This is a genomic window from Sphingomonas fucosidasi (genome assembly GCF_036663855.1).
Classification (GTDB): Bacteria; Pseudomonadota; Alphaproteobacteria; order Sphingomonadales; family Sphingomonadaceae; genus Sphingomonas; species Sphingomonas faeni_B.
On record NZ_JAXOJR010000001.1, the window covers coordinates 122,859 to 146,251 of the forward strand.

22 protein-coding genes are annotated in these 23,393 nt (G+C 67.0%); 20 read left to right on the forward strand and 2 right to left on the reverse strand.

Annotated elements, in window-relative coordinates; genetic code table 11:
• Nucleotides 1-2 precede the first annotated feature (2 nt).
• The 6 genes from U1737_RS00570 to U1737_RS00595 all read left to right on the forward strand — a co-directional run bounded on the left by U1737_RS00570 (nucleotide 3) and on the right by U1737_RS00595 (nucleotide 5,916).
• Nucleotides 3-1,076 carry a SufD family Fe-S cluster assembly protein gene (locus tag U1737_RS00570; protein WP_332795214.1) on the forward strand — a complete coding sequence of 358 codons (1,074 nt, stop codon included), beginning with the start codon at nucleotides 3-5 and terminating at the stop codon, nucleotides 1,074-1,076.
• Between the two features lie 158 nt (nucleotides 1,077-1,234).
• The gene (locus tag U1737_RS00575) at nucleotides 1,235-2,413 is read left to right on the forward strand and encodes a cysteine desulfurase (RefSeq protein ID WP_332795618.1); all 1,179 of its coding nucleotides are present in this window, start codon (nucleotides 1,235-1,237) and stop codon (nucleotides 2,411-2,413) included.
• Entirely contained in the window at nucleotides 2,410-2,871 is a 462-nt protein-coding gene (locus tag U1737_RS00580) for an SUF system Fe-S cluster assembly protein (protein WP_332795215.1), read from the forward strand. Before U1737_RS00575 ends, U1737_RS00580 begins: the two co-directional genes overlap by 4 nt.
• Before the next feature lie 135 nt (nucleotides 2,872-3,006).
• Entirely contained in the window at nucleotides 3,007-3,360 is a 354-nt protein-coding gene (locus tag U1737_RS00585; protein WP_248521215.1) for a HesB/IscA family protein, read from the forward strand.
• A gap of 290 nt (nucleotides 3,361-3,650) precedes the next feature.
• On the forward strand, nucleotides 3,651-5,042 hold the full coding sequence (locus tag U1737_RS00590) for an amino acid permease (protein ID WP_332795216.1): 1,392 nt from the start codon (nucleotides 3,651-3,653) through the stop codon (nucleotides 5,040-5,042).
• Between the two features lie 10 nt (nucleotides 5,043-5,052).
• On the forward strand, nucleotides 5,053-5,916 hold the full coding sequence (locus tag U1737_RS00595; RefSeq protein WP_248521213.1) for an S-methyl-5'-thioadenosine phosphorylase: 864 nt from the start codon (nucleotides 5,053-5,055) through the stop codon (nucleotides 5,914-5,916).
• A gap of 36 nt (nucleotides 5,917-5,952) precedes the next feature.
• On the opposite strand, the gene U1737_RS00600 is transcribed toward U1737_RS00595, so the two are convergent.
• Nucleotides 5,953-6,288, reverse strand: coding sequence for a DUF6481 family protein (locus tag U1737_RS00600; protein ID WP_248521212.1), 336 nt, complete (start codon nucleotides 6,286-6,288; stop codon nucleotides 5,953-5,955).
• Between the two features lie 297 nt (nucleotides 6,289-6,585).
• On the opposite strand from U1737_RS00600, the gene U1737_RS00605 reads away from it, so the two are divergent.
• A complete protein-coding gene (locus U1737_RS00605) occupies nucleotides 6,586-8,184 on the forward strand; it encodes a beta-helix domain-containing protein (protein ID WP_332795217.1) in 1,599 nt (532 codons plus the stop codon).
• Nucleotides 8,185-8,272: 88 nt separating this feature from the next.
• Nucleotides 8,273-10,993: a TonB-dependent receptor domain-containing protein gene (locus U1737_RS00610; RefSeq protein ID WP_332795218.1), complete on the forward strand. Its 2,721-nt coding sequence runs from the start codon at nucleotides 8,273-8,275 to the stop codon at nucleotides 10,991-10,993.
• A gap of 162 nt (nucleotides 10,994-11,155) precedes the next feature.
• Here the strand turns inward: U1737_RS00610 and U1737_RS00615 are convergent, their stop codons facing one another.
• Nucleotides 11,156-11,812, reverse strand: coding sequence for a prolyl hydroxylase family protein (locus U1737_RS00615; protein WP_248521489.1), 657 nt, complete (start codon nucleotides 11,810-11,812; stop codon nucleotides 11,156-11,158).
• 204 nt (nucleotides 11,813-12,016) lie between these two features.
• Here U1737_RS00615 and U1737_RS00620 point away from each other — a divergent pair, with 204 nt between their 5' ends.
• The 12 genes from U1737_RS00620 to gspN all read left to right on the forward strand — a co-directional run bounded on the left by U1737_RS00620 (nucleotide 12,017) and on the right by gspN (nucleotide 23,385).
• Complete coding sequence (locus U1737_RS00620) at nucleotides 12,017-12,790, forward strand: type II secretion system protein N (RefSeq protein WP_332795619.1); 774 nt, start codon at nucleotides 12,017-12,019, stop codon at nucleotides 12,788-12,790.
• The gene (gene gspD, locus U1737_RS00625; protein WP_332795219.1) at nucleotides 12,787-14,997 is read left to right on the forward strand and encodes a type II secretion system secretin GspD; all 2,211 of its coding nucleotides are present in this window, start codon (nucleotides 12,787-12,789) and stop codon (nucleotides 14,995-14,997) included. The genes U1737_RS00620 and gspD overlap by 4 nt, the downstream gene beginning before the upstream one ends.
• Nucleotides 14,994-16,664: a GspE/PulE family protein gene (locus tag U1737_RS00630; protein WP_443027062.1), complete on the forward strand. Its 1,671-nt coding sequence runs from the start codon at nucleotides 14,994-14,996 to the stop codon at nucleotides 16,662-16,664. The genes gspD and U1737_RS00630 overlap by 4 nt, the downstream gene beginning before the upstream one ends.
• 189 nt (nucleotides 16,665-16,853) lie before the next feature.
• The gene (gspF, locus tag U1737_RS00635; protein ID WP_332795220.1) at nucleotides 16,854-18,080 is read left to right on the forward strand and encodes a type II secretion system inner membrane protein GspF; all 1,227 of its coding nucleotides are present in this window, start codon (nucleotides 16,854-16,856) and stop codon (nucleotides 18,078-18,080) included.
• Between the two features lie 8 nt (nucleotides 18,081-18,088).
• Nucleotides 18,089-18,529 carry a type II secretion system major pseudopilin GspG gene (gene gspG / locus U1737_RS00640; RefSeq protein WP_248521204.1) on the forward strand — a complete coding sequence of 147 codons (441 nt, stop codon included), beginning with the start codon at nucleotides 18,089-18,091 and terminating at the stop codon, nucleotides 18,527-18,529.
• A gap of 22 nt (nucleotides 18,530-18,551) precedes the next feature.
• Nucleotides 18,552-19,007 carry a GspH/FimT family pseudopilin gene (locus U1737_RS00645; protein WP_328805532.1) on the forward strand — a complete coding sequence of 152 codons (456 nt, stop codon included), beginning with the start codon at nucleotides 18,552-18,554 and terminating at the stop codon, nucleotides 19,005-19,007.
• Entirely contained in the window at nucleotides 18,997-19,401 is a 405-nt protein-coding gene (gene gspI / locus U1737_RS00650; RefSeq protein ID WP_332795221.1) for a type II secretion system minor pseudopilin GspI, read from the forward strand. The genes U1737_RS00645 and gspI overlap by 11 nt, the downstream gene beginning before the upstream one ends.
• The gene (gene gspJ, locus U1737_RS00655; protein WP_332795222.1) at nucleotides 19,398-20,084 is read left to right on the forward strand and encodes a type II secretion system minor pseudopilin GspJ; all 687 of its coding nucleotides are present in this window, start codon (nucleotides 19,398-19,400) and stop codon (nucleotides 20,082-20,084) included. Before gspI ends, gspJ begins: the two co-directional genes overlap by 4 nt.
• The gene (gene gspK / locus U1737_RS00660; RefSeq protein WP_332795223.1) at nucleotides 20,071-21,093 is read left to right on the forward strand and encodes a type II secretion system minor pseudopilin GspK; all 1,023 of its coding nucleotides are present in this window, start codon (nucleotides 20,071-20,073) and stop codon (nucleotides 21,091-21,093) included. Before gspJ ends, gspK begins: the two co-directional genes overlap by 14 nt.
• On the forward strand, nucleotides 21,090-22,190 hold the full coding sequence (gene gspL / locus U1737_RS00665; RefSeq protein ID WP_332795224.1) for a type II secretion system protein GspL: 1,101 nt from the start codon (nucleotides 21,090-21,092) through the stop codon (nucleotides 22,188-22,190). The genes gspK and gspL overlap by 4 nt, the downstream gene beginning before the upstream one ends.
• Nucleotides 22,187-22,663: a type II secretion system protein GspM gene (gspM, locus tag U1737_RS00670; RefSeq protein WP_248521198.1), complete on the forward strand. Its 477-nt coding sequence runs from the start codon at nucleotides 22,187-22,189 to the stop codon at nucleotides 22,661-22,663. The genes gspL and gspM overlap by 4 nt, the downstream gene beginning before the upstream one ends.
• Entirely contained in the window at nucleotides 22,660-23,385 is a 726-nt protein-coding gene (gspN, locus tag U1737_RS00675) for a type II secretion system protein N (protein ID WP_332795225.1), read from the forward strand. The genes gspM and gspN overlap by 4 nt, the downstream gene beginning before the upstream one ends.
• Nucleotides 23,386-23,393 lie beyond the last annotated feature (8 nt).

Below are 23,393 nucleotides of genomic sequence, written 5' to 3' on the forward strand. Positions count from 1 at the left end.
ATTTGAAGGCCGAACTTCCCTCCACGCGCGAAGAAGCGTGGCGCTGGGGTGATCCGGCAGCGATTGTGGCGGCGGCTGAACTGCCACGCGGCGTTGCGTCAGATGCTGGCGAGTGGTTTTTGGACTTGCCGGGTGCGCGGGCGGTGTTCGTCGATGGCGTGCTCGACGAGGCTCGGAGCGATCTGCGGCATGTCGCGATCGTGCACGTCGATGGCGGCGCGCATGTGCTTGGCTGCCGTACGACCGGGACCGGCTGGTCGATCCGGGTCGAGACGGATGCTGCGGCAGAGCTTCTCCAGATCGTCCACATCGCGACCGGTGGCGAGAACCAACTTCCCGCTGAGATCCTGCTCGCCGATGGCGCGAGCGCGTCGGTGGTCGAGACGTATATCGGGGCTGGCTGGTCGAACCGGTCGACGCGGATGACGCTCGGCAGGGGCGCCAAGCTTACGCGGGCGGTGCGGTTGTTGCAGGGCGATGGCTTCGTGTCGTTGCGCGACGAGGTGGACATCCATGCGGGTGCGAGCCTGATCGCGACGGTGCTCGGCGCGGGCGATGCGGGCACGCGGATCGACGGGTCGATCATCGTCTCGGGCGACGATGCGTTCGCCGAATATGGCGGCGCGTTGCTGACGCGGAACGATCAGCGGCAGGAGTGCGCGGTGTCGGTGCGGCATGCGGCGCTGAACGGGCAGAGCAAGCAGATCTGGCGCGCGGTCGCGGCGGACAAGTCCACCGCGAGCCTTGCCGCGCGGGTCGAGGTGGCGCGCGATGCCCAGAAGACCGACGGGGTGCAGTCGTTGCGCGGGCTGCTTTTGCAGCGGACCGCGACGGTCAACCTGAAGCCCGAGCTGGAGATCTTCGCGGACGACGTGAAGTGCGCGCATGGCGCGACGGTCGGCGAACTCGACCAGCGCGCGCTGTTCTACATGCAGAGCCGTGGCATCCCGCATGCCAAGGCGCAAGCGCTGCTCACGCGCGCGTTCGTGGGGGATGCGTTCGTGCAGATCGCGGACGAGGCGGTGCGGGAGGCTTTCGTGGCGGATGCGGATGCGTGGCTGGAGCGGGCGCTGTGAATGACGGGACAGAAATCCTCCCCGGCACGGGGAGGGGGACCAGCGTGGCTGGTGGAGGGGGGGCTCCACGAGGCGTAGCGTCTGTGGAAGCCCCCCTCCACCCCGCCGCTTCGCGTCGCGGTCCCCCTCCCCGTGCCGGGGAGGATGCACTCGACCGGCTGTCGGACTTCCCTGCGATCCCCGAGGGCTGGGCCTATCTCGACACAGCCGCTACCGCACAGAAGCCGCAAGTCGTGGTCGATGCGATTACGCGTGCGTATGGCGAAACCTATGCGACCGTGCACCGGGGGGTTTACCAGCGTTCGGCCGATATGACGGTTGCTTACGAGGCGGCGCGGAAGGCCGTCGCGCGGTTTATCGGTGCGGGTTCGCCTGACGAGATCGTGTTCGTCCGCGGCGCGACCGAGGGGATCAACCTCGTCGCCCAATGCTGGGCCGGCGAGCAGTTGAAGGCGGGCGATCGCATCCTGCTGTCGTTGCTGGAACACCATTCGAACATCGTGCCATGGCAGATGATCGCCGAACGCGTCGGCGCGGCGATCGATGTCATCCCGCTCACCCCCGATCACCGTATCGATCTCGACGCGATGGAGCGGATGATCACGCCGGCGCACAAGCTGGTTGCGCTCGGGCATGTCTCGAACGTGCTCGGCTCGGTGCTCGATGCCAAGCGCGCTACGGAGATCGCGCATTCGGTCGGGGCGAAGATCCTGCTCGACGGCTGCCAGTCGGTGCCGCGGATTTCGGTCGACGTGAAGGCGATCGGCTGCGATTTCTACGTGCTGTCCGGGCACAAGCTGTACGGGCCGACCGGGATCGGTGTGCTCTGGGCCAAGCCGGAACTGCTCGACGCGATGCCGCCGTACCAGGGTGGTGGGTCGATGATCGACAAGGTGTCGTTCGTCAAGACCACCTACGCGCCGCCGCCGGGCCGGTTTGAGGCCGGGACGCCGCATATCGTCGGTGCGCTCGGGCTGCATGCCGCGATCGACTATGTCGAGAGCATCGGGCTCGACGCGATCCACGCGCATGAAACCGCGCTGGTTACCGCCACGCGCGAGGCGTTGTCGGGGATCAATTCGGTGCGCCTCTACGGCCCGGCGGACTCCGCGGGGATCGTCTCCTTCACCATCGAGGGGGTTCATCCGCACGACATCGGCACCATATTGGACGAGGAGCGCGTCGCGATCCGTGCCGGCCATCACTGCGCACAGCCGCTGATGGAGGCGCTGGGCGTCGAGGCGACGGCCCGCGCGAGCTTCGGCGTGTATAACGGGCCGGCGGACGTCGAGGCGCTGGTGCGCGGTATCGAGCGAGTAACGAGGATTTTTGGATGAGCGATCGGTTCGAGATCGAGGAAGTGGAGGCTGTAGCCTCGCCGCCCAAGGCGCGTGTCGTCATGGAGACGGACTCCGACGCGGAGCGGAAGCGGGATTATCTTGCCGGTTTCCTCGCGCAGAAACCGCAGGTGGACTCGCCCGGCGAGCCCGGCGGCGCGGTGTACGATGCGATCATCGATGCGTTGAAGGAGATCTACGATCCCGAGATCCCGGTGAACATCTACGATCTGGGGCTGATCTACGGCGTCGAGGTGACTGAGGACGGGCATGCGGTGGTGGCGATGACGCTGACCACGCCGAACTGTCCGGTCGCGGAGTCGATGCCGGCGGAGGTCGAGATGCGGGTCGGGTCGGTGCCGGGGGTCGGGTTCGCGGAAGTGAACCTGGTCTGGGATCCGCCTTGGGATCCGCAGAAGATGTCGGATGAGGCGAAGCTAGAGCTGGGCATGCTCTGACTTATGCTTCCCCTCCCGCATGCGGGAGGAGAAGGGGGTGGGCTCGCGCTCACGTCGTTGATTACGGTTCGAATGGCTGGCCGGGAGCCCACCCCCGGCCCCTCCCGCTCGCGGGAGGGGGGGAAGGAAAAAGAGATGGCGACGACATTGCGAGCACGGCCGGCGGCGCTGAACCTTACGGCGACGGCCCACGCGCGGATCGCGGATCTGATGGCGCGCGCGCCAGCGGACGCTATCGGGGTGAAGCTGTCGACGCCCAAGCGGGGGTGTTCGGGGCTGGCGTATTCGGTGGATTACGTGAGCGAGGCCAAGCCGTTCGACGAGCGAATCGAGACGCCCGGCGGCATCCTGTTCGTTGATGGCGGGTCGATCCTGTATCTGATCGGCTCGACGATGGATTGGGTTGAGGACGACTTCACCGCCGGCTTCGTGTTCCAGAACCCGAACGCCAAGGGTGCGTGCGGGTGTGGGGAAAGCTTCACCGTTTAAGAATCGCTTTAAAATAGCGTGTGTCCCCGCGAAGGCGGGGACCCAGAATGGGCCCCCGCCTTCGCGGGAGAACAAGGAGGTGCGGGTGACGGCGTTCCACTCCCTCCGTCACCCCGGACTGGTTCCGGGGGCCACCGTTCCGCGAACTCAGATTTCTCGAATGTGCGGAGCCGTGGATGCCGGAACGAACCCGGCATGACGGAGGACGGGGCAGTTCCCGCTAACTGACCGCTAGCCTTGCCCGCCGCGCCCCTCCTGTGCCACTCCCCGCGCCAACAAAGGGGATATCCGTGGCCAGTCTGTTTCGCCGAAAAATCGTCACCGAGCAGCCGCCCGAGCATCAGCTCGCGCGCACCCTGTCGTGGCCGCACCTCGTCGCGATGGGCGTCGGCGGGATCGTCGGCACCGGTATCCTGACGCTGATCGGCGTTGGCGCAGGGCTCGCCGGGCCGGCCGTGATCCTGTCGTTCGTTATCGCCGGCGGGATCTGCGCCTGCGCGGCGCTCGCCTATGCCGAGATGGCGACGATGATCCCGGCGTCGGGCAGTGCGTACACCTACAGCTATGTGGTGCTCGGCGAGCTGATCGCGTGGGTGATCGGCTGGTCGCTGATCCTCGAATATTCGCTCGTCGTGTCGACCGTCGCGGTCGGCTGGTCGGGGTACGCGGCGCCGTTGCTGCGCGGTGCGTTCGGGTTTCCCGAGGCGCTGACGCTCAGCCCCGAACTCGGCGGCATCCTAAACGTGCCGGCGATCTTCATCATCGCGGTCGTCGCTGGCGTGCTGTCGTTCGGCACGCGCGAGAGTGCGACGCTGAACGCGGTGCTGGTGGCTGTGAAGATGATCGCGCTGACCGTGTTCGTGTTCATCGCGCTGAAGTATTTCAATAGCGCCAACCTGCATCCGTTCATGCCCTACGGCTTCCCCAAGGCGGTCCAGCCCGACGGTGCCGAACGCGGCGTCATGGCGGCGGCGGCGATCATCTTCTTCGCCTTCTACGGATTCGACGCAATCTCGACCGCGGCGGAGGAGACCAAGAACCCCGGCCGCGATCTCGCGATCGGCATCGTCGGGTCGATGGTCGCGTGCATCGCGATCTACATCCTGGTCGCGGTCGCCGCGGTCGGCGCGCTGTCCTATACCCGGTTCGCCGGCAGCGCCGAGCCGCTCGCGCTGATCCTGCGCGAGATCGGCCGGCCCGGGTTCGCGACGTTTCTCGGCGCGTCCGCGGTCATCGCGTTGCCGACGGTGCTGCTCGCCTTCCTGTTCGGGCAGAGCCGGATCTTCTTCACGATGGCGCGTGACGGACTGCTCCCGTTGAGCCTTGCCAAGGTTTCGAAGCGAGGCGCCCCCGTCCGCATCACCTGGATCACCGCGGCGATCGTCGCGGTGATCGCCGGCCTGTTGCCGCTCGCCGAGATCGCCGCGCTGGCTAACGCCGGCACGCTCGCGGCGTTCGTCGCGGTCTGCGCCTGCATGCTGGTGATGCGCCGCCGTGCGCCCGATGCGGTCCGGACGTTCCGCGCGCCGGCGGCGACGTTGGTCGGCACGATCGGCATCCTTGGCTGCCTGTACTTGTTCGTCAGCCTGCCCTCGAAGACGCAGCTGTATTTCGGTCTGTGGAACCTGCTCGGGCTGGTGATCTACTTCATCTACGCCCGGCCGCGAGCGCTCGCGGAATGAGTGCCGCAGAATGACCGGCTGGACGATCGGGATCATCGGCGGCTCGGGGTTGTACGCGGTCGACGGGATCGAGGACGGTCGCTGGCAAACGGTGGAGACGCCCTGGGGTGAGCCCTCCGACGCGATTTTCACCGGCCGCGTCGGCCACGTGAACGTCGCATTCCTTCCACGACACGGGCGAGGGCATCGCATTGCGCCCTCAGACCTCAATGCGCGCGCAAACATCGACGGGCTGAAGCGGCTCGGGGTGACCGACGTCCTGGCGGTGTCGTCGGTTGGGTCGCTGGTCGAGGCACGCCCGCCCGGCAGCTTCACCATCGTCGATCAGTTCATCGATCGCACCAAGGGCCGCCTGTCGAGCTTCTTCGGCACCGGCCTCGTCGCGCATGTCTCGATGGCCGATCCGGTATGCGCCCGACTGTCGCGCTATGCGGCCCAAGCGGCGCGAGAAGCCGGCGTTCAGGTCGACGACCGCGGCACCTATCTCGCGATGGAGGGGCCGCAATTCTCCACGCGCGCGGAAAGTCTTCTCTATCGCCAATGGGGCTGCGACGTGATCGGGATGACCGCGATGCCCGAGGCGAAGCTCGCGCGCGAGGCGGAGCTGCCCTACGCGCTGGTCGGCATGGTGACGGATTACGATTGCTGGCGCGAGGACGAGGCGGGCGTCGACGTCGCGCAGGTGATCGCGCAACTCGGCGCGAACGCGGAGAAAGCCCGGGCGATGGTGATGACGCTATTGCGCAATCTGCCGATGGAGCGCGAGGCTTCACCGATCGATACGTGTCTCGACACCGCGATCATCACCGCGCGCGATGTGCGCGATCCGTCGCTGGTGGCGAAACTCAGCGCGGTAGCAGGACGCGCGCTGTAGCGGGCGGATCCGCCGAGACGGATCCGCGCACGCGACTTACTTCTTCTTGTTCTTTCGCGCGGCGTATTTCGCGTCGCGAATGGCCTTCTTCTCGGCATCGGTCAGCTCGACCTTGGCCTCGGCCTCGCGCTTCTTTGCGGCCGCGATCTCGGCCTCGGCCTTCTTCGCAGCCTTTGCCTCGTCCTCGGCCGCACGCTTGGCGGCGCGCTTCTCGCGCTCGGCGAGCTCCTTGGCTTCGCGCGCGGCAAGGCGCTCGGCGACGACGGCTTCGTCGATCGGCGGCTTCGCCTTCAGCGCTTCGAGCGCCTTCTGCTTGGCGGCGGCTGCGCTGCTCGTGCGGTCCTGGAAACTGGGGTCCTTGAAAGAGGCCATTGTCGTCGAGATATCCTGTAATGATGGTCTGGCCGCACGGTCGCAGGGATGCGCCGGCGGTGACTCTGGCTGCGCCTGTAAATCATCGCGCGCCGGATCGGAAGAGATGTGTTCGTGCGTGCCGATTTCAACCCGTCGCCGGGCGCACTGTCATCGAACGGTCATATCCCAGTCATGCAAGCGTCACGCAAATCGCATCGTAACGTCACGCGCCCCGCATAGTCGCCTAATCGAGGTCGGCAGGGGGGAGCCTGAGTCGATCCATCAGATCAACGATTTCGACCGGGAGTCTCTCGAATGACCATCTTCAAGCGCACGAGTCTCGTTCTGCTGGCCGGCACCGCCTGCCTCGCACTCTCGGCCTGCGATGGCGCCGACAGTGTCGCCTCGCCGGGTGAGGGCGTGATCGTCGTTCCGGGTACGCCGACGCCGAGCCCGACCCCTTCGCCGACCCCGACGCCGACCCCGGGTACGCCCGCCACGTCGTGCCCGACCGGCACTACCGACGTCGGTGTGCTCGGCAATTACCGTTCGTGCCGCCTACCGTCGCTGATCACCTCCGCGCTCAGCCTGCCGAAGGTCGCGGGCGTCGCCTACGAGATCAACGGCCGCGTCGATGTCGGTGTCGACATCGGTGGCGCCGGCACCGCGCCGACGGGCATCCCCACCACGCTGACGATCGCGGCCGGCTCGCTGGTCTATGCGAACACCACCAACGCGGACAACGACTATATGGTCGTCAACCGCGGCTCGAAGCTGATCGCCGAGGGCACCGAGACGCAGCCGATCATCTTCACCGCACAGGCTAACCTGACCGGCGGCGTCACCGACGAATCGCAGGGCCTGTGGGGTGGCATCATCCTGGCGGGTCGCGCGCCGATCTCGAACTGCAACACCACCGTCCCCGGCGGTAACGCAGCCTGCGAGAACGTCGTCGAGGGCACCAGCACCGCATTGTACGGTGGCGCCATCCCGACCGACAACAGCGGCACCATCCGTTACGTCCAGATCCGGTATTCTGGCACCGTCATCAGCCCGAACAACGAGCTTCAGGGCCTGACGCTCGGCGGCACCGGCTCTGCGACCGTGCTCGATCACATCCAGATCCACAACAGCTCGGACGACGGCATCGAGATCTTCGGCGGCCGCAGCAACCTGCGCTATCTGGCGCTGACCGGTTCGGACGATGACGGCTTGGATACCGATGTCGGCTGGCAGGGTTTCGTGCAGTTCGTGCTAGCGATCCAGAAGCCGAACAACACGCAGACCGACAACTACTCGACCGAGATCGACTCGAACGGTTCGGAAGATGCCGTGCCGCGCCAGGCTTACAACCTCGCCAACTTCACCTTCATCCAGACCTCGACCGCGACCAACGCGGCGATCCGTCTGCGCGGTGGTGCCGATGCGACCTTCGTCAACGGCATCGTCAGCAATCCGAGCAGCGCATGCCTGAACGTCATCGCCGGCGCCGATGCAGGCGGCAAGACGACCATCCGTCCCGCCAGCACGACGCTGGAAGACAAGGGCCCGCCGGTGTTCAACTCGGTCGTGTTCAGCTGCCTGACGCCGTATGCGACGACCACCGTCAACGGCATCACCGTGACGACCGAAGAGCAGCAGGCGCTGTTCCGCGCCGGCACCAACAACACCGAGAGCGCGGCCGTCGGTTCGGCCGTCACGGGCACGTTCCTGCCGGCCGGCGTGTCGACCACGACCACCGCGTTCAACGCGGCGACGCTCAACCCGTCGGGCAGCTCGTTCTTCGTGAACACGAGCTATGTCGGCGCGGTCAACGGCAGCACCGACACCTGGTACCGTGGTTGGACCTGCAACTCGAACCGCGCGAGCTTCGGTACGACCAGCACCGCCTGCACCGCGCTGCCGACCAGCTGACACCGACGCAAGCCTGAGGCTGCGCGGTGGGCGGGGGCCCGCAGCGCAGCCTTTTACCTACCGAATTCCTCTTGTTGCCGGGGCAGCCATGAAGTCATCCGTTCTCGTCTCCGTCCTGCTCGCGACGACGACGCTCGTCCCGGCGCAGTCGTTCGCGCAAAGCGCTCCAGCAGGGAGTGTCGTATCGCCACAGGCGGGCACGCCGGTGGAGGATCGTACGGATCCCGCCGCGGCAGCCGCGCAGCAGCAGGAGCAGGTCGAAATCTCGACGCCCGGCGGTAGCGGGAGCGGTGAGGACATCGTCGTCGTCGGTCGCAACGTCCCCAATGCGGTGCGTGCCACCGCCGCGGTCGTCAACGTGCTATCGTCCGCCGATATCGCGCGGACCGGCGAAGGCGATATCGCCGGCGCCCTGCAGCGCGTGACCGGCCTGTCGGTGGTCGGCAACGGGCTGGTCTATGTCCGCGGTCTCGGCGATCGGTATTCGTCGTCGCTGCTCAACGGCTCGCCGCTGCCGTCGCCGGAGCCGCTTCGCCGCGTCGTCCCACTCGACATCTTCCCGACCAACGTGATCGCATCGGCGGTCGTCCAGAAGAGCTATTCGGTCAATTACTCGGGTGAATTCGGCGGCGGCGTCATCAACCTGACGACCAAGGCCGTCCCCGAAAAGACGTTCTTCCAGTTCGGCGGCTCGGTCGGCGCGGACACCGTCACGACCAGCGAGCTCGGCTATGTCTATGATGGCGGCAAGCACGACTGGACCGGTTTCGACAGCGGCGAGCGCAAGGTTCCCGGCTTCATCAAGACGGCGGGCGCAGACGGTACGTCGCTGACCGGCGCGCAGATCACCGCGCTGTCGAACGCCAAGACGAGCTTGCTGCAACAGAACAACCAGATCCCCGCCAATCTGTCGGGCGAGACCAGCTTCGGCACCTCGGCCGATATCGGCAGCACCCGGGTCGGCGTGATCGCCGCGGCCGGGATCAGCAACACGTGGCGGACGCGCGACACGATCCAGCAGTCGACCGACGACGTCGGCGGCATCCTCACGCGCGATTTCCGCACGGTGCTGACCGACAACCGTTCGATCGTCAACGGCTTGCTCGGCTTCGGCGCGGAGTTCGGCGAGAACAAGATCCGCTGGACCAACCTCTACATTCACGACACGCTGAAGCAGGGGCGCCTCAGCACCGGCTCGACCTCGAACATCGGCGATGTCGCCGGCATCCAGCCGTTCATCGTCCAGAACACCAGCTGGTTCGAACGCCAGTTGATGGACACGCAGCTGGTCGGCGAGTTCAAGTTCGGCGATTTCGCGCTCGATACCCGCGGCAGCTATGCCAAGACCGAGCGCAACTCGCCCTACGAGCGCCAGTTCACCTATCAATATAACGAGAACGTCGGCGACTACACGAACAACCTCAGCGGCTTGCAGAGCGCGACGGTCGCGTTCAGCGAACTCGACGAGACCTTGTGGTCGGGACAGGCCAACCTCACCTGGAACGTGCCATTCGACCGCCCGTTCGCGCTGTCGGTCGGCTATGCCTATAGCGACACCGATCGCACCTCGAGCCGCTACACCTTCCGCTACCAGACCGCGGGCAACGTGGCGCTGACCGATGCGGTCGCACAGCAGCGGCCCGACTTCCTGCTGTCGGACTTCAACCTCCAGACCTATGGCATCGGCCTCGCGAACACCTGCGTCGCACCGACCTGCGCGCCGACCTATGATGCGTCGCTGCGGATCCACGGTGCCTATGCCCAGGTCGAGGGCGAGATCACCGACGGCCTGCGCGCCAATGTCGGCATCCGCTACGAGGACGCACTGGAGACGGTGCTGCCGGGCGGTGGCGTCGGCGTCTCGTTCGCGCAGACCAACCTCGCGCGGTCCTATTGGCTTCCCGCCGTCACGGTGACGTGGAATTTCGCGTCCGACATGCAGCTTCGCGGGCATATGTCGAAGACGCTGGCGCGGCCGCAGTTCCGCGAACTCGCACCCCAGCTCTACCAGGATTTCGAGAGCGATCGCCTGTTCTTCGGCAACCCGTTCCTGACCGACTCGCAGCTATATAATGGCGAACTGCGCTACGAATGGTATTTCGCGCGCGACCAGAAGTTCAATCTGGCAGGCTTCTACAAGCGCATCGACAACCCGATCGAGGCGGTCGCGTTCTTCCCGGCCGGTAGCGACACGCTCCAGACCGGCTTCGCCAACGCACCGCGCGCGGACCTGTACGGCGGCGAGGTCGAGCTTCAGAAATATATCCCGCTCGACGGCGTAGGCGGCGATTTCTTCGCGACCCGCCGCCTCGTCGCGATCGCCAACTACACCTACACGCATTCGGCGTTGAAGATCGGCGACGAGCTGATCGCCAGCCCGATCCAGTCCAACGGCACGACCGCCAGCCTGCGTCCCGCCAACGTTCTGTTCCAGGACGGCGCGGCGCTGACCGGCCAGTCGGATCACCTCGTCAATCTGCAACTCGGGATCGAGGACAAGGCCAGCCTGTCGCAGCTGACGTTCCTGTTCAACTACGCCAGCGACCGCGTGACGAACCGCGGCCCGGTCGGCGGCGGCGGCGGCGTTCGCCTGCCCGACCTGATCGAGAAGCCCGGCATCCGCTTCGACGTCGTCGCGCGCCAGGGCATCGCAGTGGCGGGCAAGCAGATCGAGGTGAAGTTCGAGGCCCGCAACCTGACCGGCACCGGTTACCGCGAGTACCAGACCTTCTCGAACGGCAACGAAGTCGACATCAACCGCTACAAGCTGGGCCGTGTGTTCACGCTGGGAGCGAGCGTACAGTTCTAAGGGCGTTCGGGACCGAACGTTTGCAAATCCTCCCCCGCCAGGGGGAGGTGGCGCGAAGCGACGGAGGGGGAGGACACGAAACAGGGGTTACCCTTTCCGCCCCCTCCGTCTGGCAAGCGCCAGCCACCTCCCGCTGGCGGGGGAGGATCGAAGCACCACGCCTCACCGCCACTCCTTCTCCCGAAACCATTTCGTGATCACGTATTTGACCCCTGCGCGCACCTTCATCCCGTGATGCAGCGTCGCCGCATTCAGGCTTCCGTCCGCACGCCGGTTGTTCCACGCGAGCAGCTTGCCCGTCTCCGGCTGGACGATCTTGTCGATCGCCTTGAACCGCGTCGCGCCGCCGGCTTCGGGCTGGTTGAGATAGACCATCACGGTCCACGTCCGATTTCCCGCGACTCCGCAATAGCGCTGGTAATCGATGCCGCTCGGCTCGAAATAATCGGTGTGGCCCTTGAACTCCTGCCCGACCGCATAGCGTTGCCCCTGCAACGGTTCGCCATGCGCCGGGTCGAGCCCGGTCAGCGCCAGGATCCGACGCTCGACCTCGACCACCGCGGGATCCTCTGCCGACAGGTCACCCGTCTCGCTCGTCCGATAGCTCGCATCGCCGTTCGAATCGGAGATCGTCGATGGTCGCCGCACCGCATCGATCCGCTCGATCAGCGCCGCACACAGCTCTGGCGGCAGGAAGTCCTTGCGCACGAACAGGTCGAGCTTCGCGCTAGGCACCCGCTGCACGCCGGGGACGGACAGGCGCGCGATGACCGGTTCGGGGGGCAGGCCGGAGCCGCTGGAGGAGAGATGCTCGAACATCCGCGTGTTCTGCCCATCGTCGAGGCGATGCGCTACCCCGTCCTTCATTCCGGGGCGGGCTGTATCAGATTGCACATGAACACGGCGCAAGGCATTGACGCGGAATTGTAACATGGCATGCCTACGCGACGAGATGCGGGAAATTGGGGTGGGTCGCGCATGCGATTGAAGCTGGACGCGCGAGCGCGCCGTATCTTGCGGCGTATGCCCGTCGTGAATGTCTATAGTGTGGTCGAACTCGCGCTGCTGGCCGGGCTGGCGGTGCAGTGCGCGCGGCTGGCCTGGACGGTGGTGACGCCGATCACGCCGCTTGGCGACTGGCGACCGGCGGTGCCGATGGTCGTCGGATCGCCTGCCGATATCCTGCGCGATTTCGACCCGTTCTTTCGCTCCGATGCGTCAGGTGGCGCGCCGACGACGGTTACGTCGCTTCAACTCACGCTCTTCGGTACGCGTCTGGACGAGGCGATGGGGCGGAGTTCCGCGATCATTGCGGGCCCTGATGGCGTTCAGCAAAGCGTTGGGATCGGCGACGAGATCCAGCCCGGGGTACGTCTGAAGGCGGTCGCGTTCGATCATGTCACGATCGACCGCGGTGGTGCCGACGAGGATCTGTTTCTCGATCAGTCCGCTGCGGTAACGCCAGTCGTACCAGGCGCTACGACGGCGGCCCCGGCCTCCGACGCGGCTGGCATCCCGATTGCGAAATTGCGTACCGAGATCGGGTTCATCCCGAGGATCGACGGCGGTCGGATCAGTGGGTTGACGCTTCGATCACAGGGTTCGGGTGCCGTGTTTCGTGCTGCCGGACTGAAAGACGGCGACGTCGTCACGTCGATCGGTGGGCGGCCGGTCACGGGTCCCGGCGATCTGGACCGGATCACCAAGGATTTCGCGGGCGGCGGCAACGTCCCCATCACTGTAGAACGCGGACAGGACACTCTGTCGCTCGCCATCACGATTGCGTCTCCCCAATGAAAAAACTGATCCTCGGTCCGGTCGTTGCGCTCGCGCTGGCGGCAGGCGTCCACGCACAAACCACGCTCAACGTCCGCGACGCCGATATCCGCGCGTTCATCGCCGATGCCGCCAAGGTCACCGGGCGGACCTTCATCATCGACAACCGCGTCGCGGGGAAGGTGACCGTCGTCACCGATCGGCCGCTGTCGCGCTCCGAATATTTCGAGGTCTTCCTTTCGACCCTGCGCGCCAACGGCCTTGTCGCGGTGCCGACCTCGAACGGCGCGTTCCGGGTCCAGCCGCTCGACAACGCCGCTTCGCAGCCGAGCCGGATCGGCGTCGCGGGGGCGGCGCGCAACAGCTACGTCACCGAGATCGTCCGCCTCCGTGCGATCGACGCGCAGTCCGCGGTGGAGACGGTCCGCCCGCTCGTCAGCGCGCAAGGCTCGGTCAGCGCCAACCGCGGCGGCAACAGCCTAGTCGTCGTCGATTTCGCCGACAACATCCGCCGCATCCGCGAAGTCCTCCGCCGGATCGACACCGACACCTCGTCGACGCGTGTCGTCGCGCTCAAAAACGCCAGCGCCAAGGAAATCGCCACCGCGCTCCAGGGCCTGATCGGCGCGGGCACCGGGGGCGGGCAGGGCGGAGCAGCCGCGACCGGCCCTAGCGCCTCGGTTGTCGCCGTCGAAGGCTCGAACGCGGTCGCGCTCCGCGGCGACCCGACCACCGTCGCCCGCCTCGCACAGGTCGCCGCCGACCTCGATCAGAAGGCGCGCAACGGCACCGAGATCAGGGTCGTCTTCCTCGAAAATGCCGATGCCGAGCAGTTGCTGCCGGTGTTGCAGGAACTCGTCGGCCAGACCCCGACCCAGCCCGTGCAGACAGCCCTGTCGCGCTCGAACTTCGGATCTAGCAGCACCAACGGGGCGTCGGGCGGCCAGTCGAACATGTCGCAGCCGCAGATCCAGCAGTCGGGGCCATCGCCGAGCGGCGGGGGCGGCGGCTCGGGTCAGCCCGCGATCACCGCGGCCGGCGGCAAGACCGCCGCGGTCGTGACGCGCTTCGCCGGCGCCAACGCGATCGTCATCGCCGCCCCCGCCGAGATCCAGCGCCAGCTCAATGACGTCGTCCGCCAGCTCGACACCCGCCGCGAACAGGTGCTGGTCGAGGCGATCGTCGCCGAAGTGTCGGATTCGACCGCCCGCACGCTCGGCGCGCAGTTCATCGTTGGCGATCCCAGCGGCGGCGCGTTCGGCGCGTCGACCTTCTCCAACTCCGCACCCAACATCCTGCAGATCGCCGGCGCGATCGGCGCGACCCAGCTCAACACGTCGAGCACCACGACGGTCAACACCGACGGCAGCACGACGACGACCAACACCACCAGCGACGCTGCGAACACGCTGCAACAGTCGGCGATCAGCTCGATCCTCGCGGCGACCGGCGGTTTTGGCGGATTCGGCGGGAAGATCGGCAGCACGTTCTTCGGCGCGATCATCAACGCGGTGAAGAGCGACACGACCTCGAACCTGCTCCAGGTCCCGCATCTCGTCACGCTCGACAATCAGGAGGCGCACAGCCTCGTCGGGCAGGAGATCCCGATCACCACGGGGCAGGCGCTCAGCACCAATTTCGACAACGCCTTCCGCACCACGCAACGCCAGAATGTCGGTATCGAGCTGACCGTACGGCCACAGGTGAACTCGTCGGGCACGGTGAAGCTCAACCTGCGCCTGGAAGTCAGCTCGATCGCAGGGCCAGTGTCGAGCGACAACAGCGACCTGATCCTCAATAAGCGCGAGGTCGAGACCGTCCGCACCGTCGACGATGGCCAGATCGCAGTGATCAGCGGCCTGCTCGACGATAATGAGCGCCGGACGATCGAGAAGATCCCGCTGCTCGGCGACATTCCGGTGCTCGGCCATTTGTTCACCTCGAAGGCGAAACAGCGGTCGAAGACGAACCTGATGATCTTCATCCGCCCGACGATCCTGCGCACCGCGGAGGACAGCCGCAAGTTGACCGAGCAGCGCTACGGCTATGTCCGGTTGCAGCAGGGCTTGCAGGAGCCGGGCGCCGAGCCGTCGATCGACCAGCTCGTCCGCGATTACATGGGCGCCGCGCCGCCGATCCCGTCCGGCCCGATCCCCGGCAGCATCGAAGACCCCCGCATCGCGGTCCCCGTGCGGACCTCGACGATGGTCTTCCGGCCCAAGAAATGATCATCCGCGAAGGCCATGAGATCGACGCCGCTACTCAACTCCCGCTTGCGGGAGGGGGCGGGGGAGGGGCTGCCTTACTCACGGACGAAGCGATCGAGGGATATGCCGTGCCCTCCCCCGAACCCTCCCGCAAGCGGGAGGGGAGCAGTGAAGCGTTATCATCGACCGACCTCCCCCAGATAACCATCCCCTACGCCTTCGCCCGCAAGTTCGGCGTCGTCGTCGACCACACCGATACCGACTCGCACCTCACGATCGCCATGCGCGCCGGCGCCGACCCGAAAGTCCTGCTCGAACTGCGCCGCTATCTGGCCCGCCCGTTCGACGTGACCTTCGTCGAACAGATCGCCTTCGACCGCCTCCTCTCCAACGTCTACGCGATGGACGGCCAGGCCAACGCTCTCGCCGCGGTCGGCATGGGCGACGAACTTGACCTGCTCGCCGGCGACATGCCGACCGCGGAGGATCTGCTCGACACCGCCGACGACGCGCCCGCGATCCGGCTGATCAACGGCATCATCGCCGACGCCGCGCGCAACGGCGTGTCGGATATCCACATCGAACCGTACGAGACCGGCCTCGTCGTCCGCATGCGGATCGACGGCGTGCTGCGCGAGACGCTGCGGATGCCGCCCAACGTCGCGCCGGTCGTCGTCAGCCGCATCAAGGTGATGGCCCGCCTCGACATCGCCGAGCGCCGCGTGCCGCAGGATGGCCGCATGGGGCTGACACTGGGCGGCAAGCTCCTCGACGTCCGCGTCTCGACTCTGCCGAGCCGCGCCGGCGAACGGGTCGTGCTGCGTATTCTCGACAAGGAGAATGCCGGCATCGACCTGGAAGCGCTGGGACTGCCGCCCGCCTTGTTCGCGCTGCTGAACGAGGCGCTGAGCGAACCCAACGGCATCATCCTCGTCACCGGCCCGACCGGCTCGGGCAAGACCACCTCGCTCTACGCCGCGCTCCGTTTGCTTAACGACGGCAGCCGCAACATCCTGACCGTCGAGGACCCGGTCGAGTATGCCGTCGACGGCGTCGGCCAGACCCAGGTCAACCCGAAGGTCGGCCTGACCTTCGCGGCGGGCCTTCGCGCGATCCTCCGCCAGGATCCCGACGTCGTCATGGTCGGCGAAATCCGCGACCGCGAGACCGCCGAGATCGCGGTGCAGGCGTCGCTCACCGGGCATCTCGTGCTGTCGACCGTCCACACCAACGACGCGATCGGCGCGATCACCCGCATGCGCGACATGAAGGTCGAGAGCTTCCTGCTCGCCTCGACTCTGCGCGCGGTGATCGCCCAACGGCTCGTGCGACGGCTGTGCCCGACGTGCCGCAAGGCCGTGCCCGCGTCGGATACCGTCGCGCCGTTGCTCGGGATCGCGCCGGACGCGCTAGTCTACGTCGCGCAAGGCTGCGAAGACTGCAACCAGACCGGCTACAAGGGCCGGATCGGCGTGTTCGAGGCGGTCCGTATCGACGACACCATCCGCCGCCTGATCAACACCGACGGCCACGAATCGGAGATCACCGCGCACGCGTTCGCGAAATCTCCGAACTTGGCTCAGTCGGCGCGCGACCTGGTCCTGATCGGGCAAACCACCGCCGAAGAAGCCGTCCGAGTATCCCGCCGCGACACGACCGAGATCGTCGAGGACGTAGCAGTTGCGTAGGGGGCAACAATTCCTCCCCGGAACGGGGAGGGGGACCAGCGCAGCTGGTGGAGGGGGTTCACCGCACCAGCACCGCCAGCCGTACATCGCCACGCTACCGCACGCTCGATCACCACAACCGGAATGTTCGCGGCACGCCCCCTCCACCACCGCTACGCGGCGGTCCCCCTACCCTTGCAGGGGAGGATGATGGCGGACTTCGACTATCTAGTGATCGATACCAAGGGCGCCGAACGGCGCGGCCACATCGCCGCGGCGGACATCGACGTCGCGCGCGCCAAGCTCGATGCGCGGAAGCTCTACGTCGTCAAGATCGTCCCCGGTGCCCCGCCACAGGCAACCAAGGGCCGCCCGCTCTTCGGGCTGCAGCTCGGCACGCCGAAGATGTCGGGTAAGAACCTGACTCTCTTCACGCGCCAGCTCGCCACACTGAACCGGGTCTCACCGCTGGAGGAATCGCTCCGCACGATCACCCGCCAGACCGAGCAGGACAGCGTCCGCGCGATCGTCCAGCATGTCCACGCGGGTGTCGTCGAAGGCCGTAGGCTCGCCGACGCGATGGCGCGCGAGCCGAAGAGCTTCCCGCCGCTTTACCGCGCGATGGTGTCGGCGGGCGAAAGCTCGGGTTCGCTGCCGACGATCCTCGACCGCCTCGCTGCCCTTCTCGAACGCCAGGCGGAAATCCGCGGCAAACTCATCACCGCGCTAGCGTATCCCGCGATTCTGGCGCTCGTCGCCTTCGGTGTCGTCACCGCGCTGATGATGTTCGTGGTCCCCCAGGTGGTCGAGCAGTTCGATACGGTCGGCCAGCAATTGCCGTTGCTGACGCGGATGGTGATGGCGTTCTCGGCGTTCCTCGTCGGCTATTGGTGGGTGATGCTGCTGATCGTCGTCGGCGGCGGCCTGATCGGGTGGCGGGCGCTCAAGGATCCGTCGATCCGCCTTGCCTTCGATGGCTGGCTGCTGCGCATTCCGCTGCTCGGCAGGCTGCTCCGCGACCTCCACGCCGCGCGGATGGCGCGTACGCTAGGGACGATGGTCGCGAGCCGCCTGCCGCTGCTCGACGGCCTCAACCTCACCGCCAGCACGATCCACAATCGCCGCCTGCGCCTCGCCTCCGATCAGATCGTCGAGGCGATCCGCGGCGGAGGCAGCTTGTCCGCCGCGATGCGCCGTGCAGGGGTGTTCCCCCCGCTGCTGACCTATCTCGCAGCATCTGGCGAAGCCGCCGGTCGTCTCGACGAGATGCTGGAGCGCGCCGCCGACTATCTCGAACGCGAGTTCGACCGCTTCACCGCCACCGCATTGTCGCTGCTCGAACCGCTGATCATCGTCGTGATGGGCGGCATCGTCGCGACGATCGTGCTATCCATCCTGCTCCCGATCCTCCAGCTCAACACGCTGGCCGGACAATGAGGTCGTACATGCGTCCAGAAGACAAAAAGAAGCGCCGCGAGGCAGGCTTTACTCTCGTCGAGCTCATGGTGGTGATCGTCATCATCGGCCTGCTCGCGACGATCGTCGCGCTCAACGTGCTGCCGTCGGGTGACACCGCGCGGATCCAGAAGGCCAAGGCCGACATCGCCCAGATCGAGGGCGGCCTTGAACTCTACAAGCTCCAGAACATGACCTTCCCCAACACCTCGCAAGGTCTGAACGCGCTCGTCACCGCACCTGCCGGCCTGACAGATCCCTCGCGCTATCAGCGTGGCGGGTATCTCAAGAAGCTGCCCAACGATCCATGGGGTCGCCCGTATCTCTACGCGTCACCCGGCACGCACGGCGAGGCCGACGTCTGGACCTTCGGGGCCGACGGCAAGGAAGGCGGCGAGGGGATCGATGCCGATATCGGCAGCTGGCAGTAAGCGCGAAGCCGGTTTTACGCCTGTGAGGCGTTCCGCCGAACTCGGCTTCACATTGGTCGAGTTGATGGTCGTCGTCACGATCATCGGCCTCGCATCGGCCGTGGCCGTGCTCGTCATGCCGGACCCGCGCGGCCGCGTGCTCGATGAAGCGACGCGCTTCGCCCTGCGCACCCGCGCCGCGCACGACTCGGCGATCGTCGACGCGCGTCCGGTCAGCGTCTGGATCACCGGCGGCGGCTATGGCTTCGACCAACGGCTGGCGGGCGGCTGGACGCCGATCGCCGAGAAACCGATGCGCGTCGAACGCTGGAACGACGGCACCAGGGCCAGCATAGGCGACGCCAGCGGTCGCATGCGCGTAACCTTCGACCCGACAGGACTGGTCGATCGCCCGGCGGAAATTCGGCTCGACCGCGGCGGGGTTGCGGCCACCGTGCATATCGACGCCGACGGCAGCGTGCGCGCCGATGCGGGCTGAGCGCGGCTTCAATCCTTTCGCGCGTTATGCCGAACACGGCTTCACGCTGATAGAAATTATGGTCGCGCTGGCCGTCTTCAGCCTCGCGGCGATGGCGCTCGTGCGTCTTGAAAGCGCGACGATCCGCGGTGCCTCGATCCTCGACGAAACCCTTGTTGCGCAAATGGTCGCGCGCAATGTCGCGATCGAAGCGGTGACCGATGCGCAACCCCCGACCGCGGGCCGCGTCACGGGTGTCGAGACGAACGGCGGCCAAGCCTGGACCTGGACCCGGCAGGTCAGCGCGCTCGGCGGCTCGCGCGTGCTGCGGATCGACGTGGTGGTCGCCGACCGTACAGGCACCCAGCTCGGCCGCCTGACGATGGTGCGCCCTGCGCCGCGGTCGGCGACATGACCGTCGATCGGAGACCAGGGGAGGCGGGCTTCACGCTGATCGAAGTCATGGTCTCGCTGATGATCTTCGGAATGATCGCCGCGGCGGGCGTCGCCATCCTGTCGTTCAGCGTGAGGGCACAGAGTTCGACCGGCGCCAAGCTCGACGATATCAGCGCGCTGACCCGAACGATGTCGATCCTCTCCGCGGATCTTGCCCAGGCCGCGAATCGCGTCACGCGCGACGAAGCCGGAACGCGGATACCGGCGTTCGTCGGCGAAAGCGGATCGGGCGTTACGCCGATGCTCCGCCTCGTGCGCGCCGGTTGGAGCAATATCGACGGTACCGCACGGTCCAACCTGCAAAAGGTCGCCTACCGCGTCGATGCCGGCGTTTTGCAGCGGATCGCCTATCCGATGATCGATGGCGCCCAGCCTCTGCCTCCGGCCGCGCTGCTGACGCGCGTCCGCCAGGTCGGGCTTCGCTACCGGATCGCCGGCGCCTGGAGCGATCGCTGGGACGGGGCAGGCGGTGTGCCCTTGCCCGACGCGATGGAATTGCGTGTCCAACGCGACGACGGGACGCAATTTCGCCAGATGTTTCTGGTCGGCACCGGCTACACACCGATGCCGGCCGACGTCAGCGAGGCGCCGGTTACGCCGCCCGCGGGATCGCAACAGGGGGCGTCGGGTGCGCGAAACTGATCCGGTGCAATCGCATGGCGCAGAGCGAGGGGCAGGGCGGGGGCCGGAGCGGGGGGCGGCATTGCTCACCGTGCTGATGCTGGTCGCGATCATCGCCGTGATGGCGGGCGCCGCGCTCGAAAAGCTGCGGCTGTCGACGCGGTTGGCCGGGAATGCCGCGACCGGCGAGCAGGCGCGCGCCTATGCGCTGGCCGCCGAGACGATGGCACTCACCCGCATCTCCAACCTGCTCGGACCGAGCCCAACGCGCGTGACGTTGGCCGGCGGGTGGAGCAATACGCCGTTCGGCCTTCCCGTGCCCGGCGGCTTTGCGACCGCGCGCGTGCGGGACGGTGCGAACTGCTTCAACCTCAACAGCTTGGTGCGGATGACTGAACCGGGCATCTATATGACGCAACGCGAGGCCCGCCCGCAGTTCGTCCGCCTGATGCGGCTCCTCGACGTGCCGGTACAGGTCGCTGAACAGGTCGCGGCAGGCACGGCGGACTGGATCGACACCGATCAGGATCAGCAGCAGATGGGGGCGGAGGACGGCGCCTATCTCGGCCGCGAGACGCCGTATCGTACGGCCGGTACGCTGATGACCGACCCGAGCGAACTCAGGGCGGTGCTCGGCATGACGCCGGACATCTACGCCAGGCTGCGGCCCTGGATCTGCACGCTGCCGATCGCGAAACCATCGCCGATCAACGTCAATACGCTGTTGCCCGAACAGGCGGTGCTGCTGGCGATGATGTATCCCGATACGCTGTCGATAGGCAACGCGCAGCAGGCGCTGCTGCGGCGGCCTGTGCAGGGCTATGCCGAGATCGGTCAGATGCAGACGAGCCTGTCGCTGCTCGGGGCGTCGACGATCGCGCCGGGCGCGGAAGCCACGGTCGTCTCGAAATGGTTCACGCTCGATATCGACGTGACGCTCGGGACAACGCAAATGCAGGAACGTGCGCTGATCGATGCGAACAGGGTTCCCGCGCAGCTCGTATCGCGGCAATGGGGCGAGCCATCATGACGACGCTATTGTTCCTTCCCGCCGGCGAGACCGGATATCGCTGGATGCGCGTCGTGGACGCGCGGGTGGTCGGGGAGGGGGAAGGCATTCCCGAAGCGATCGACGACGAGACGATCGCGGTGGCGCCGGCCGATGCGGTGACGCTGCATTGGGCGGAATTGCCCTCGCGCTCGCCGGCCCAGGCGACCGCCGCCGCGCGGATACTGGCGGCCGAGGCGAGCGCATCGCCGCTCGTGGAACTTCATGTCGCGGTCGGGGACGAGGGCGCAAGCGACCGTCCGATCGGCGTCGTCGGGGCCGCGACTATGCGCGACTGGTTGCGGATGCTCGCCGAGGCAGGCGTCGACCCGATCGCCGTCATCCCCGCGCCGATGCTCCTGCCGCGACCCGAAGAGGGGTATGCGCGCGCTGAGCTTGCCGGCAGCGGCGTGGTGCGCGGTACGTCCAGCGGGTTTGCGGACGAGGCGCGCCTGACCGAGCTCGTGACCGGCGGCAGCGCGCCGGCGACGATCGACCGCGACACGTTGGAGGCGGCGATCGTTGCCGCCGCCGCATCGCCCACGCTCGACCTCCGCCAGGGCCCGTTCGCGCGGCGCCGCCGGTTCGCGATCGACTGGCGGCTGATCCGCCGGCTAGCATTGTTGTCGCTGACGATCCTCGCGGTGACGCTCGCCATCTCGCTCGTCCGCATCGCCAAATACAGTTTTGGCGCGGATGCGCTGGAGGCGGAGGCGAACACGGCGGCGGTCGCCGGATTGCCGCGCGGCGAGACGGTGGTCGACGCCGCCCGGCAGCTTGACGAGCGGCTGTCGCGCGTGCGCGGGCCGGGGCTCGGATTCACCAATACGACCGCGGCGGCGTTCGCGGCGGTACGCGCCACGCCCGGCACCGAAGTTACCGGGCTCGATTTCCAGGCGAACGGCGATCTGCGACTGTCGGTAGCGGTCGAGCGCGAGGCGTTGGCCACTGATCTCAAGCGCGCGCTGGAGGCGGCAGGCTTCGCCGTCCGCGCCGGCGTGTTCCAGGCCGCCGCGGGTCGCGTGACGGGCGAATTCACGATCAGTCCAAGTTCAGGCAGCCCGGGGAGCGGACAATGACCGGCCTGAAGACATGGTTCGAGGGACGGTCGCTCAGGGAGCGGCGCCTGCTCCTCGTGATGGCCGCGCTCGCGGTGCTGACGGTGCTGTGGGCGGTGATCATCCGTCCGGTCGGCGATGGTCTATCGAGCGCCCGCGAACGCCACGCCGATGCCGTCACGCGACTGGGCGAGACCCGCGCGCAGGTCGCCACGTTGCGCGATATCCAGCGGACGCGCGCGACGCCGCTGACCGGGGCACTTGCCGACGTGGTGCGTGCCGAGGCCGATCAGGCCGGTTTCGCGCTCGCGTCGCTCGATCAGGACGGTGCGGAGCGCGTCCGTGTCGGTATCCCGTCGGCGCGGCCCGCTACGCTTACCGCATGGCTCGCGCGGCTCGAACGGCTTGGCATCCTCGTCGATGCGGTGACCATGACCGACAAGGGCGACAAGACTGTCGGTGTCGCACTCACGTTGAAGGCGCGTGCGGCATGAGGCGGATTCGACTGCGGACCGGTCCTGCGGCGCTGTTCGGCGGCATGCTGCTGATCGCGCTGGTCGTCTTCCTGCCGATGCGTGCGGTGCTCGGCTGGGTCGGCGTCGGCGACGAGGGGCTGGTCGCGCGGCGCGTGTCAGGCACGATCTGGGGCGCGACCCTGACCAACGCACGGTTTGGGGATCTCGCGCTCGGTAATCTGCACGCACGGCTGTCGCCCCTGCCGTTGCTGGTCGGTCGCGCGACGATCGTCTTCGCCGGTCCCGAATCGGTATCCGCCAAACCTCTCCGAGGATCGGCGAGCGTCAGTCGCCACGGCTTCGGCGTCGACCACATGACCGCCACCGTCGCGACCGGTCGATTGTTCGCGCCCGTGCCCGTCTCCGCGCTCGATCTCGACGACGTGTCGGTCCGCTTTCGCGACGGTCAGTGCGAAGCGGCCGAGGGTCGGGTCCGCGCAACCTTGGCGGGCGATGTCGCAGGCATCACGCTACCGCAGTCGGTGAGCGGCACCGCACGGTGCGACGGCACCGCCTTGCTGCTGCCATTGGCGAGCCAGGCGGGGACCGAGAGCATCGCGCTCAGGATCGAAGGCGCAGGCACCTACCGCGCCGAACTGTCGCTTCGCCCGTCCGACCCGCTGGCCGTCCAGAAGCTCGAACAGTCGGGCTTCGTGCGCGGGCCGAACGGCTATCGGCTCGCCATCGAAGGACGTTTTTGACGTCTTTT